The organism is Streptomyces lienomycini, from assembly GCF_027947595.1.
GTDB lineage: Bacteria > Actinomycetota > Actinomycetes > Streptomycetales > Streptomycetaceae > Streptomyces > Streptomyces lienomycini.
This window is the reverse complement of the sequence record NZ_CP116257.1, coordinates 5717585-5729688: the sequence shown is the minus strand read 5'-3', so window position 1 is coordinate 5729688 and position 12104 is coordinate 5717585. Positions and strand designations below refer to the sequence as shown.

General features: G+C 72.0%; 13 protein-coding genes. 4 read left to right on the top strand and 9 right to left on the bottom strand.

The features are described from left to right. Positions 1-6: 6 nt before the first annotated feature. The 6 genes from BJ961_RS26150 to BJ961_RS26120 form a co-directional block, all read right to left on the bottom strand. A complete protein-coding gene (locus BJ961_RS26150; protein WP_271415239.1) occupies positions 7-747 on the bottom strand; it encodes a hypothetical protein in 741 nt (246 codons plus the stop codon). Further along, the gene (locus BJ961_RS26145) at positions 744-1319 is read right to left on the bottom strand and encodes a SigE family RNA polymerase sigma factor (RefSeq protein WP_271415238.1); all 576 of its coding nucleotides are present in this window, start codon (positions 1317-1319) and stop codon (positions 744-746) included. Before BJ961_RS26145 ends, BJ961_RS26150 begins: the two co-directional genes overlap by 4 nt. Before the next feature lie 76 nt (positions 1320-1395). Continuing rightward, a complete protein-coding gene (locus tag BJ961_RS26140) occupies positions 1396-2850 on the bottom strand; it encodes a peptidoglycan D,D-transpeptidase FtsI family protein (RefSeq protein ID WP_271415237.1) in 1455 nt (484 codons plus the stop codon). Positions 2851-2922: 72 nt separating this feature from the next. Beyond that, positions 2923-3513, bottom strand: a complete 591-nt coding sequence (locus BJ961_RS36210) for a response regulator (protein ID WP_381159950.1) — start codon at positions 3511-3513, stop codon at positions 2923-2925. A gap of 100 nt (positions 3514-3613) precedes the next feature. Beyond that, positions 3614-4084, bottom strand: a complete 471-nt coding sequence (locus tag BJ961_RS26125; RefSeq protein ID WP_271415236.1) for a GNAT family N-acetyltransferase — start codon at positions 4082-4084, stop codon at positions 3614-3616. A gap of 3 nt (positions 4085-4087) precedes the next feature. After that, positions 4088-4861 (bottom strand): IclR family transcriptional regulator, encoded by a 774-nt coding sequence (locus tag BJ961_RS26120; protein WP_271415235.1) that lies wholly within the window; start codon positions 4859-4861, stop codon positions 4088-4090. Between the two features lie 122 nt (positions 4862-4983). On the opposite strand from BJ961_RS26120, the gene BJ961_RS26115 reads away from it, so the two are divergent. The 4 genes from BJ961_RS26115 to BJ961_RS26100 all read left to right on the top strand — a co-directional run bounded on the left by BJ961_RS26115 (position 4984) and on the right by BJ961_RS26100 (position 9237). Continuing rightward, positions 4984-6513 (top strand): aldehyde dehydrogenase (NADP(+)), encoded by a 1530-nt coding sequence (locus tag BJ961_RS26115; RefSeq protein ID WP_271415234.1) that lies wholly within the window; start codon positions 4984-4986, stop codon positions 6511-6513. 143 nt (positions 6514-6656) lie between these two features. Further along, positions 6657-7265 carry a DUF1349 domain-containing protein gene (locus BJ961_RS26110; RefSeq protein WP_271415233.1) on the top strand — a complete coding sequence of 203 codons (609 nt, stop codon included), beginning with the start codon at positions 6657-6659 and terminating at the stop codon, positions 7263-7265. A 92-nt stretch (positions 7266-7357) separates the two neighbouring features. After that, positions 7358-8071 carry a DsbA family oxidoreductase gene (locus tag BJ961_RS26105; protein ID WP_271415232.1) on the top strand — a complete coding sequence of 238 codons (714 nt, stop codon included), beginning with the start codon at positions 7358-7360 and terminating at the stop codon, positions 8069-8071. Positions 8072-8142: 71 nt separating this feature from the next. After that, entirely contained in the window at positions 8143-9237 is a 1095-nt protein-coding gene (locus tag BJ961_RS26100; protein WP_271415231.1) for an aminotransferase class V-fold PLP-dependent enzyme, read from the top strand. Positions 9238-9315: 78 nt separating this feature from the next. Here BJ961_RS26100 and thpD read toward each other — a convergent pair whose 3' ends face one another. The 3 genes from thpD to ectB all read right to left on the bottom strand — a co-directional run bounded on the left by thpD (position 9316) and on the right by ectB (position 11991). Next, entirely contained in the window at positions 9316-10215 is a 900-nt protein-coding gene (gene thpD / locus BJ961_RS26095; RefSeq protein WP_271415230.1) for an ectoine hydroxylase, read from the bottom strand. Between the two features lie 6 nt (positions 10216-10221). Beyond that, positions 10222-10620 carry an ectoine synthase gene (locus BJ961_RS26090; protein WP_217162780.1) on the bottom strand — a complete coding sequence of 133 codons (399 nt, stop codon included), beginning with the start codon at positions 10618-10620 and terminating at the stop codon, positions 10222-10224. Between the two features lie 99 nt (positions 10621-10719). Beyond that, positions 10720-11991, bottom strand: a complete 1272-nt coding sequence (gene ectB / locus BJ961_RS26085; protein ID WP_271415229.1) for a diaminobutyrate--2-oxoglutarate transaminase — start codon at positions 11989-11991, stop codon at positions 10720-10722. Positions 11992-12104 lie beyond the last annotated feature (113 nt).

Genomic DNA, 12104 nt, shown 5'->3' with positions numbered 1-12104 from the left:
GCCCGCTCAGCCGCCGCGGGTGAAGCCGCCCTCGACCGAGAGGCGCCCGGACGCGGCGGTGGCCGTCGCGGTGTAGCGGTCGCCGCGGGCGTCCCGGCCGCCCCGCACGTGGTTGTACTGCCCGGCGAAGATCCACTCGCCCGCCGGGACCGTGCGGCCCCGCCTGAGCGTCCACCGGTAGACGAGGAAGCCGTCCCGCTCGGCGACCGCGAACGCGAAGTCGTCCTCCGGCAGCGACCGCCAGGCACCGGTGGAGGTCACCGAGCCGGTCTGCGCCACCCGCAGCTCGACGGTGAGCGCGGTCAGGGGAGCGCGCGTTCGCAGGGTGAGGTTGCTCTGCGCCCAGAACTCGTTGCTGTGCGGGTCCACCGCCCCCTGCGAGGACAGCGGGCCCGCCTGCCACGACTCGGGCCGCCGGGACTCGGACCGCCGGGACTCGGGCTCCCGGGCCCCCGGCGAGGCGGCGACCGAGTGCCGTACGCCGGTGTCGTCCCGCACCGCCGAGGCGACGATGTAGCCGCCGGCGACCAGGACGGCCGCCACGGCCACCGTCGCACCGGTCACCCGTGCCCAGCCCGCCAGCGGCGGCCGGGCCGGGCTCCGGTCCCCGGCCGCCATGCCGCGCTCGACCCGGGCCAGCATCCGGGCCCGGTCCGGCCGGTGCGCCCCGGCCGGACCGGGCAGCCGGGCGCGCAGCCCGTCGCGCGGTTCGCCGTCCCCGTCCCCGTCCCGCCGCGATCCGGTCATCGGGCCCCTCCCGCGGCTTCACCGCTGTGCGCGATCGCCGTGCGCACCTGCCGGGGAGCGCGGGGAGCCGCCCGGGTGCCGAGCAGCCGCTGGAGTTCGGCCACTCCCTTCGACGTCTGGCTCTTGACCGTGCCCACCGAGACGCCCAGGGCGAGCGCCGTGTCCCGCTCGGAGAGGTCGAACGCGTGCCGCAGCACCACGCACGCCCGCTTGCGGAACGGCAGCCGGCGCAGCGCCTCCCGCACGTCCACCACGCCCGCGACGTCCGGGTTCTCCGTCCGCTCCTCGCGCTGCGACCAGAACAGGGCGACGCGTCGGCGCTCGCGCACGGCGCTGCGGACGCGGGTGCGGGCGAGGTTGGCGACGACCCCGCGCGCGTACGCCACCGGACGGTCGGCCGCGCGGACCCGGTCCCAGCGGTGCCACAGGGCGAGCAGGGCGTCCGCCGCGAGGTCGTCGGCGGCGTCCGGCTCGCCCGTCAGCAGGTGGGCGAGCCGGGCCAGTTCCGCGTAGTGGCGCTCGAAGAAGGCGCGGAACTCGGCGGAGGCGGCGTCGTCGACGACTGTCCTCACGGCGGACTCTCCTCGCAGCGGCTTCCCGGGTGCCGAACACCGTACGGCAGAGCGAACCCGCGTGGACCCGGGAAAGTCAGCCCTTGAGCGCGGCCTCCATCATCGCCTTGGCCACCGGGGCCGCCAGGCCGTTGCCGCTGACCTCGCTGCGGGCCGCGTCGGACTGCTCGACGATGACCGCCACCGCCACCTCCTTGTCCGAGGTGTCGGACTTGGCGTACGAGGTGAACCAGGCGTACGGCGTCTTGCTGTTGTTCTCGCCGTGCTGGGCCGTGCCCGTCTTGCCGCCCACCGTCGCGCCGGCGATCTGCGCGTTCGAGCCGGTGCCGTCGTCGACGACGGTCCGCATCGCCGACCGCAGCTGCTCGGCGGTGGAGGCGCTGACGATCCGCCTGGTGTCCGGGTCGGTGTGGTCCTCCAGGACGTCGCCGCCGCTGTCGGTGACCTGCGACACCATGTGCGGGGAGACCAGCTCGCCGCCGTTGGCCAGGGCCGCGGAGACCATCGCCATCTGCAGCGGGGTCGCCGTCACGTCGAACTGGCCGATGCCCGTCAGCGCCGTCGACGACCGGTTCATGTCCTTCGGGTACACGCTGGTGTACGCCCGGACCGGCACGTCCTGCGACGTGTCGTTGAAGCCGAACTTCTCGGCCGTGGCGCGCAGCTCGTCCTGGCCGAGGTCGACGGCCATCTTCGCGAAGACGTTGTTGCAGGAGTACTGCAGCGCGGTGCGGATCGTGGCGTTCTCGCAGGGCGCGTTCGGGTTCTCGTTGCTCAGGTCTGTCGTGGTGCCCGGGAGGGTGTAGGGGTCGGGGCTGTCGGTCCTCACGTCCACCGAGTCGTACAGTCCGTTCTCCAGCGCGGCCGCCGCCACGACCAGCTTGAACGTCGAGCCCGGTGGCAGCGGCTGGCGCAGCGCGCGGTTGGTCAGCGGCTTGTCGGGGTCGCCGGTGAGCTTCTCCCAGGCCTCACCCGCGGTGTTGGCGTCGGTCAGCGACGTCGGGTCGTAGGAGGGGGTCGACACGACCGACAGGATCCTGCCCGTCCCGGGGTCGATCGCCACGGCGGCGCCCTTCTTGTCGCCCAGCGCCTCCAGCCCGGCCTTCTGCACGGCCGGGTCGATCGTCGTCACCACGTTGCCCGGCTCCGCGCGCGTGCCGGTGACCGTGTCCATCACGGTCCTCAGCCGCGGATCGGTGCCGTTGAGCACGTCCTGGTAGATCCCCTCCAGCTGCGTCGGCGCGTACGCCTGCGAGGCGTAGCCCGTCACCGCCGCGTACAGCTTCCCGTTCTCGTACGTGCGTTTGTACGCGAGGTCGCCGCCCTTCGTCGGCGCCGAACCGGTGACCGAACGTCCGGCCACGATGATGTTCCCGAGCGGCTCCGCATAGGTCTCTATGGCGTTGCGCCGGTTGTCCTTGCTGTCCGCGAGCGCCTGGCCCTCGTAGAACTGCACCCAGGTCGCCCTGATCAGCAGAGCGAACACCAGGAGCAGCGTGAGGACCGATGCGCGCCTGATCGTCTTGTTCATCCCGACGACAGGACGAACGGGCGGGCGGCCATCGTTCCCATGTGCCCCGTTTTCTCATCTTTCTCATCCTTCTCAGCGGCCGTTCACGAAGCCCGCCTCATACGCCCGGATCACCGCCTGGGTGCGGTCCCCGGCGCCGGTCTTCGCCAGTACCGCCGCCACATGGGTCTTCGCCGTGGCCGGTCCCACCCCCGGCCGCCCGGCGATCTCCGCGTTGGTCAGCCCGGTCGCCACCAGCCGCACCGCCCCTACGAGGGTGTCGGCGTCGGCACGCTTGAGCAGGAAACCGGCGGCACCGGCGCGCAGGGCGTCATAGACGTAGGAGTCGTTCTCGAAGGTGGTCACGACGACGATGCGGGGCGGCTCGGGGAGCGTGGCGAGGATCCACTCGGTGGCGCGGGTGCCGTCGGCCTCGGGGCGGGCCCGTAGGCGAGCCCGTCGGCCTCCACGCCGCACAGCCACCGCACCACACCGGACTCCAGGGGGCGGGTCGGCGGGAACGGCGACGTGACGGCGGCGAGCGGCAACCCGAGTGCGAACGACAGCAGTTGGAGGCGGAACGGGCCGAAGGCGTTCGCGCCCCCGGCGACCGGCCCGACGACGGCCGAGCCGACGAGGACGTACGGCACGGCGAGCGCGCCGCCGAGGACCAGGTGGATCCATCGGAGGCGGGCCCACCGGCCGAACAGCGACCGGGCCGCGCGGCGGAGACGGGACCCTCCGCGGGGCATCGCCCGGGATGCCGCCCGGGGCACCGTGCGGGTCACTCCGCGAGGTGCAGGACGACCTCGTCGATCTCCTCGCCGCGGGCCGTCGCGAACCCGCGCGCCCGCGCGCTGGTCTCGAAGCCGCACTTCTCCAGCACGCGCCGCGACCCCGTGTTGTCGGCCGCCGCGCGTGCGTACAGCGGGCGGTCCCGCACCTCGGCGAGCAGGGCCCGCAGCGCGGACGTCGCCACGCCCCGCCCCCAGTACGCGCGGTCGACCCAGTACGTCACCTCGCGCTCACCCGGCTCCCCGTACACCGCCGTGCTGCCGACCACGTCACCGTCGCCGAGGATGGTCCGCACGACGTCGCGGGAGGCGCGGATCTTCCCCCAGTGCGTCGCGAACGCGTCCCAGTCGGCCGGGTCCTTCGGGGTGAAGGCCGCCATGCGCAGGGCCTCCGGATCGTTCATCTGCCGGAAGAAGACGGGCAGATCGCTGTCGTGAACCTCGCGCAGGGCGATATGCATGGGTCAGAGCCTACGCGTGGCCAGTGTCAGCCGGTCCCGCGCGTCGAACAGCGCGTCCTTCACCATCTGTTCGTGCGCGGGCGTCAGCCGCGCCACCGGCACCGAGCAGCTGATCGCGTCCCGCGCGGGGGTGCGGTACGGGACCGCCACACCGAAGCAGCGCAGCCCCAGCGTGTTCTCCTCGCGGTCCACGGCGAAGCCCTGCTCCCGCACCTGGTGCAGCTCCTCGATGAGCTTCTCCCGGTCGGTGAGGGTGTGTTCGGTGAGCGCGGGCAGCGTCTCCGGGAGCAGCTTGCGCACCTGCTCGTCGCTGTACGTGCTCAGCAGCGCCTTGCCCAGCGAGGTCGAGTGCGCGGGCAGCCGGCGGCCCACCCGGGTGAACGGCCGCAGGTAGTGCTGCGACTGCCGGGTGGCCAGGTAGACCACGTTCGTGCCGTCCAGCCGCGCGAGGTGGATGGTCTCCGTCGTGTCGTCGGAGAGCCGGTCCAGCGTCGGCCGGGCCGCCGCGACCACCTCGTCGCCGTCGATGTACGAGGTGCCGACCAGCAGGGCCCGTACGCCGATGCCGTACCGCGTGCCCGTCGCGTCCGTCTCCACCCAGCCCAGCTCCACCAGGGTGCGCAGCAGCATGTACAGGCTGGACTTCGGGTAGCCGACGGCCTCCTGGACCGACGCGAGTGAGTGCATACCGGGGCGTCCGGCGAAGTACTCGAGCAGCTCAACCGTCCGCACCGCGGACTTGACCTGCGCTCCGCCCCCCGTCTCGACAGCCGACATCGCCCTTGACCCCTTCGTTCGACGGGAAGCTGAAGATATAGTCTCGAACAGCATATTCATCAGTAGAGACAGCGTTCAGTATATCGAACGAGTTCTGTGGACAGCACGTGGAGGGACCCGCGGTGGCAGCAGCACCAGTCTGGAGTGTCGACCCCCGTACCGGGAAGCAGCGTGAGCAGGTCGCCGTGGAAGCCACGGCCCAGGAGGTGGACGCCGCCGTCCGCGCCGCGCACGCCGCCCGGGACGCCCTCGCCGACCGCGCCGTCCGCGCGGCCTTCCTGCGCAGCGCCGCCGACGAGCTGAAGGCGGCGGAGGGCACCCTGGTCGAGGCCGCCGACGCGGAGACCGCGCTGGGCCCGGTCCGGCTCACCGGCGAACTCGCCCGCACCTGCTACCAGTTGCGGGCCTTCGCCGACATCGTCGACGAGGGCGAGTTCCTCGGCGTGGTCGTCAACCACCCCGACGACACCGCCACCCCGCCCATCCCCGACCTGCGCCGCTACAAGGTGCCGCTCGGCGTCGTCGCCGTCTACTCCGCCTCCAACTTCCCCTTCGCCTTCTCCGTCCCCGGCGGCGACACCGCCAGCGCGCTGGCGGCCGGCTGCCCGGTCGTCGTCAAGGCCCACCCCGACCACCCGGCCCTGTCCGAGCTGGTCGCCAAGGTGCTGCGCCGGGCCGCGGCCCGCCACGACATCCCGGACGGCGTCCTCGGTCTGGTGCACGGCTTCGAGGCGGGCGTCGAACTGATCAAGCACCCGCTGGTGGCCGCGGCCGGCTTCACCGGCTCCGTCCGCGGCGGGCGCGCGCTGTTCGACGCGGCGGCGGCGCGTCCGGTGCCGATCCCCTTCCACGGCGAGCTGGGCTCGCTGAACCCCGTCGTCGTCACGGAGGCGGCGGTCACCGAACGGGCGGAGGCGATCGGCGCGGGGCTGGCCGGTTCGATGACGCTGGGCGTCGGCCAGTTCTGCGTGAAGCCCGGCCTGGTCCTCGTGCCGGCCGGTGACGTCGGTGACGGCCTGGTCAAGTCCCTCACCGACGCGGTCAGCGCCACCGGCGCCGGTGTGCTCCTCGACCACCGCATGCGGGACAACTTCGTCGCGGGCGTCGCCGAGCGCGCCGCGCTGCCCGACGTGGACTCCCCGGTGACCCCGGGCGCGGGCGGCGAGCACACCGTCAGCGCCGGGTTCCTCACCGTGCCGGCCGGGCGGCTGGCGGAGGAGGGCGAACACGACCTGCTCCTGGAGGAGTGCTTCGGGCCGGTCACCGTGGTGGCCCGCTACCAGGACGAGGGGGAGGTGCGGGGGGTGCTGTCGCGGCTGCCGGGAAATCTGACGGCTACCGTGCAGCTCTCCGCCGAGGAGGCGGCGGGTCAGGGACGCGGGGCGTCCATCCTCGCGGAGCTTGTGCCGTTGGCGGGGCGGGTGCTGGTCAACGGCTGGCCGACCGGGGTTGCGGTGGCCGCGGCCCAGCAGCACGGGGGGCCCTACCCGGCCACCACTTCGACGTCCACGTCGGTGGGAGGGACGGCTGTCGAGCGGTGGCTGCGGCCTGTCGCTTATCAGGGGACGCCTGAGGCGCTGCTTCCTGCGGAGCTTCGGGACGACAATCCGCTGGGGCTGCCGCGGCGGTTCAACGGGGTGCTTGAGCGGTAGCGCTCCGCGGACGCGTCGTAGGGGTGCGGGTCGTTCGGCGGGTCACGCGCCGTCGTGGCTTGTCGCGCCCACGAGGCGGAGCCGCAAACCGATACAGCCCCGCGCCCCTCAGGTACGTGCCCCGGCCCTGCGATGATCAGTGCATGACTCTTGAACTTCCCGAACTGCCGTTCCCTCTCCGCCCCTACGGGCCCGACGGCCGTTGGTCCTACGCCGACGGTGTGCTCACCGGAGTCGCCGGGCCCCGGCAGGACCGGTTCGTGCCGCCCACGGGGGAGGCACTGGAGTCCGTGTCCGACGCGCCGCGGCTGCTGGGGGCGCCGGACGGCGACTTCCAGCTGATCGCCCGGGTGTCCGTCGGGTTCCGCGGTGCCTTCGACGCCGGGGTGCTCTACGTGCACGTGGGGGAGCGGGCCTGGGCCAAGCTGTGCCTGGAGTACTCCCCGGACGCGCCCACCGTCTGCACGGTGGTCACCCGGGGGCACTCCGACGACTGCAACTCCTTCACCGTCGAGGGGGACTCCGTCTGGTTCCGGGTCAGCCGGAGCGGGCGGGCCTTCGCCTTCCACGCCTCCCTCGACGGGGAGCGCTGGACCTTCGTACGGCTCTTCACACTGGGCGACGAGGCGGAGACCGGAGCGGCCCTGGTCGGCTTCCTGGCCCAGGCGCCGACGGGGGAGGGCTGCACGGTGACGTACGACCACCTGGAGTTCCGGCCGGGCTGGCCCGCGGATCTGCGGGACGGCAGCTGAGGGCGGGGCGGGAATGAGCGCGGCTGGTTGAAGGTTCACGTAGGGGGCGGAGAGGGTCTCCGCCACCGTACGAGCTGGAGAAGAGCCGAGACATGCGCGTCGAGATCTGGAGCGACATCGCCTGCCCGTGGTGCTACGTGGGCAAGGCCCGCTTCGAGAAGGCGCTCGCGGCCTTCCCGCACCGTGACGGGGTCGAGGTGGTCCACCGGTCGTTCGAACTCGACCCCGGGCGGGCCAAGGACGACGTGCAGCCGGTGCTGACGATGCTCACCGCCAAGTACGGCATGAGCGAGGCGCAGGCGCGGGCCGGCGAGGACAACCTCGGCGCCCAGGCCGCCGCCGAGGGCCTCGACTACCGCACCCGGGACCGCGACCACGGCAGCACCTTCGACATGCACCGCCTGCTGCACCTCGCCAAGGCGCGCGGGCGGCACGAGGCCCTGCTCGACGCGTTCTACCGGGGCAACTTCGCCGAGGAGCGCTCGGTGTTCAACGACGACGGGCGACTCCTCGAACTGGCCGTCGGCGCCGGACTCGACGCCGAGGAGGTCCGCGCGGTGCTCGCCGACCCCGGCGCCTACGCCGACGAGGTGCGCGCCGACGAGCGCGAGGCCGCCCAGCTCGGGGCCACCGGAGTGCCGTTCTTCGTGCTCGACCGGGCCTACGGCGTCTCGGGCGCCCAGCCCGCCGAGGTCTTCTCCCAGGCGCTGACCCAGGCGTGGGGCGAGCGCACACCGCTCAAGCTGATCGACGACGGCGGCGCGGAGGCCTGCGGCCCGGACGGGTGCGCGGTGCCACAGAAGTGAAGCGTCACGCGAAACCCCAGGTGAGCGGCCGTACATAAGCGTTGCTTGGAGAAACCGGGTAGAAACACGCGATGGACGGGGAGGTCCGGGGGCCGCACAGTGGTGCCATGGGAAGCTTCGAGAACCTCGTCCGTACCGAGTTCGCCCCGAAGACCACGTACCTGAACACCGCCAGCACCGGACTGCTCCCCGCCCGGACCCTCGTCGCGATGCGTGACGCGGCGGCCTTTGCGGCGGACGGGCAGCCGCTCGACATGTTCGCCGACGTCGAGGCGGCCCGGGCCGCGTACGCCCGTCTCGTGGGAGTGCCCGCCACCCGGGTCGCGACCGGCGCGTCCGTCGCCACGTTCAGCGGGCTCGTCGCCGCGTCGCTGCCTCCGGGCGCCGAAGTCCTCACCGCGGAGGGCGACTTCAGCTCCCTGGTGAACCCGCTGTACACGCGGGGCGATCTGAAGGTGCGCAGCGTGCCGCTGGAACTGCTCGCCGAGTCGGTGGGCCCCGACACCGCGCTCGTGGCGGTCAGCTCCGTGCAGTCCGCCGACGGGCGGGTCGCCGACCTCGCCGCACTGCGGGACGCCGCCCGGGCGCACGGGGCGCGGACGCTGATCGACGTCTCCCAGGCGAACGGCTGGCTGCCGACGGCCGCGGACGACTTCGACTACGTGACCGCCGTCGGCTACAAGTGGGTGCTCTGCCCGCGCGGCGTCGCCTTCCTCGTCGTCCCGCAGGACCTGGGAGCGGCGGCCGGGCTGACGCCCCTGTTCGCAGGGTGGGCGACCGGTGAGCACCCCTGGGACAGCTGCTACGGCCCCGTCGGGGAACTCGCGCGCTCCGCCCGGCGGTTCGACGAGAGCCCCGCCCTGTTCTCGTACACGGGCGCCCGGCACTCCCTGGCGCTGATCGAGGAACTGGGCGTGGACGCGGTGCACGCCCACGACACCGCGCTCGCCGACCGGTTCCGCGCGGGAGCGCGCTCGCTCGGCCACGAGCCGGTGCCCGCGCCGGGCTCCGCGATCGTGTCCGTGCCGGGGCTCGGCCACCGGCAGGGCGAGCTGGCCGGGGCGGGCGTCCAGGTGTCCGACCGGGCGGGCAATCTGCGCGCCGCCTTCCACCTGTACAACACCGCGGCCGACGTGGACCGGCTGCTCGACGTGCTGGCGGGCTGAGAGAAGGATCCGGGGACAGCACCGGGCAGGGGCCTCCCGTCCCACACGAGAAGGCCCCTGCCCGAGATCAGATGCGGATCACCGCACCGGCGTGAAGTCCCGCGCGCCGACGAAGTCCGGCCGCCGGATCGGTGCCGCGAACGGCTCCACGGCCGTGTTCTCCACGCTGTTGAACACGATGAACACGTTGCTGCGCGGGAACGGCGTGATGTTGTCGCCCGACCCGTGCATGCAGTTGCAGTCGAACCACGTCGCCGAGCCGGCCTTGCCGGTGAACAGCTTGATGCCGTACTCCGAGGCCAGCTTCGTCAGGCCCTCGTCGGACGGTGTCCCCGCGTCCTGCATCTGCAGGGACTTCTTGTAGTTGTCCTTCGGCGTGGCCCCCGCGCACCCGAGGAACGTCTTGTGCGACCCCGGCATGATCATCAGACCGCCATTGGTGTCGTAGTTCTCGGTGAGCGCGATCGAGACCGAGATCGTCCGCATGTTCGGCAGGCCGTCCTCGGCGTGCCAGGTCTCGAAGTCCGAGTGCCAGTAGAAGCCGCTGGCACCGAATCCCGGCTTGACGTTGATCCGCGACTGGTGGACGTAGACGTCCGAGCCGAGGATCTGCCGGGCCCGCCCGACCACGCGCTCGTCGCGCACAAGCTTCGCGAACACCTCGCTGATCTTGTGCACCTCGAAGACCGAACGGATCTCCTTGGACTGCGGCTCGACGATCGAGCGCTCGTCCGCGCGGATGGCCGGGTCGCCGACCAGGCGCTCCAGCTCGCGCTGGTAGACGCCGACCTCGTCCGGACCGATGAGCTGGTCGATGGCGAGGAAGCCGTCGCGGTCCAGGGACTGCAGGTCACCCGCCGAGACGGGACCGGGCGTGTCCGGGGAGCCCCAGACGACCGGGTCCTGCCGAGGGGTGGCCACCTCGGTGGCGCCGCGGGTGGGATAGAGATCAGTGACGTTCGTGGTCGTGGTGGTCACGGTGACTCACACCTCCTCGGTGAGCAGCGGGTAGACGCCGTTCTCGTCGTGATCCTCCCGTCCGGTGACGGGCGGGTTGAAGACACAGATGCAGTGGAAGTCCTCCTTGACCTTGAGCGTGTGCCGCTCATGGCCGTTGAGGAGGTACATCGTGCCCGGCGTGATGTGGTAAGTCTTCCCCGTCTCGCGGTCGGTCAACTCGGCGTCGCCCTTGGTGCAGACGACGGCCTCGATGTGGTTCGCGTACCACATCGACGTCTCCGTACCCGCGTACAGGATCGTCTCGTGGACGGAGAAGCCGACCTTCTCCTTGGCGAGGACGATCCGCGTGCTCTCCCATGTGCCGGACGCGCTCTTCACGTGCCGGTCGGTGCCTTCGAACTCCTTGAACGAACGGACGATCACGGTGTTGCGATGCCTCCTAGGTGAAGGGTGTGCAAGGGTCCCCGGCGCCCTCGGCCGCGCGGGCCGAAGGCGCCGGGAGTATGGGTGGTGCCGTGCGGGTCAGGCCGTCTCGCGCACGGCCCGGGCGAGGGTCTTCATGCCCTCGTCCAGCTCGTCGGGCGTGATGGTGAGCGCCGGCAGCAGCTTGACGACCTCGCTCTCCGGCCCGGACGTCTCGATGAGCAGCCCCAGCTCGAAGGCGCGCTTGGCGACCCGGCCCGCGCGGCCCTTGTCGTGGAACTCCAGGCCCCAGACCAGGCCGCGGCCGCGGTACTCCTTGACGTCGGCGAGGTTCTCCTCGGTGATGGCGATCATGTGCTGCTCGACCTGCTCGCCGCGCTTGCGGGTCTGCTTCTCCATCGCCGACCCGTCGGCCCAGTAGGCCTCCAGCGTGGCGGTCGCCGTGACGAAGGCCGGGTTGTTGCCGCGGAAGGTGCCGTTGTGCTCGCCCGGCTCCCACACGTCCAGCTCCGGCTTGAACAGGGTCAGCGCCATCGGCAGGCCGTAGCCGCTGATCGACTTGGAGACGGTGACGATGTCCGGCGTGATGCCCGCCTCCTCGAAGGAGAAGAAGGCGCCGGTCCGGCCGCAGCCCATCTGGATGTCGTCGACGATGAGCAGCATGTCCTGGCGCTCGCACAGCTCGGCCAGGGCGCGCAGCCACTCGGCGCGGGCGACGTTGATCCCGCCCTCGCCCTGCACGGTCTCGACGATCACGGCGGCCGGCTTGTTCAGACCGGAACCCTGGTCCTCGAGCAGCCGCTCGAACCAGATGAAGTCCTCGACGGTGCCGTCGAAGTAGTTGTCGAACGGCATGGGCGTGCCGTGCACCAGCGGGACGCCGGCGCCGGCCCGCTTGAAGGCGTTGCCGGTCACCGCCAGCGAGCCCAGCGACATGCCGTGGAAGGCGTTGGTGAACGACACGATCGACTCGCGCCCCTTCACCTTGCGCGCCAGCTTCAGCGCGGACTCCACGGCGTTGGTGCCCGTCGGGCCCGGGAACATGACCTTGTAGGGCAGGTCGCGCGGCCGCAGGACGGTGTTCTGGAACGTCTCCAGGAAGCGGCGCTTGGCGGTGGTCGACATGTCGAGCCCGTGCGTGACGCCGTCCCGCTCCAGGTAGTCGATCAGCGCCCGTTTCAGGACGGCGTTGTTGTGCCCGTAGTTGAGCGAGCCCGCTCCGGCGAAGAAGTCGAGGTACTCGTGGCCGTCCTCGTCGTACATGCGGCTGCCGACCGCACGGTCGAAGACGGTGGGCCAGCCGCGGCAGTAGCTGCGCACCTCGGACTCGACGGTCTCGAAGACGCTGAGGTCGGGCTGGGTGATGGTCACGACGAATCGCTCCTCGTGGGGTGAGGGTGGGAGAGGAAGGTCGTACGGATCCGGGGACCGGTGCGGTCCGCGGGAAGTCTCTGGGGCCGGACTGGCACGGGGTGCCGGGCCGT

Bases quoted from the DNA above. Each gene is read 5' to 3' on its own strand.
- BJ961_RS26125 (WP_271415236.1), bottom strand. From the start codon at position 4,084: ATGCATATCGCCCTGCGCGAGGTTCACGACAGCGATCTGCCCGTCTTC.
- BJ961_RS26105 (WP_271415232.1), top strand. From the start codon at position 7,358: ATGCGCGTCGAGATCTGGAGCGACATCGCCTGCCCGTGGTGCTACGTG.
- BJ961_RS26150 (WP_271415239.1), bottom strand. From the start codon at position 747: ATGACCGGATCGCGGCGGGACGGGGACGGGGACGGCGAACCGCGCGAC.
- BJ961_RS26120 (WP_271415235.1), bottom strand. From the start codon at position 4,861: ATGTCGGCTGTCGAGACGGGGGGCGGAGCGCAGGTCAAGTCCGCGGTG.
- BJ961_RS26110 (WP_271415233.1), top strand. From the start codon at position 6,657: ATGACTCTTGAACTTCCCGAACTGCCGTTCCCTCTCCGCCCCTACGGG.
- BJ961_RS26140 (WP_271415237.1), bottom strand. From the start codon at position 2,850: ATGAACAAGACGATCAGGCGCGCATCGGTCCTCACGCTGCTCCTGGTG.
- BJ961_RS36210 (WP_381159950.1), bottom strand. From the start codon at position 3,513: ATGGATCCACCTGGTCCTCGGCGGCGCGCTCGCCGTGCCGTACGTCCT.
- BJ961_RS26100 (WP_271415231.1), top strand. From the start codon at position 8,143: ATGGACGGGGAGGTCCGGGGGCCGCACAGTGGTGCCATGGGAAGCTTC.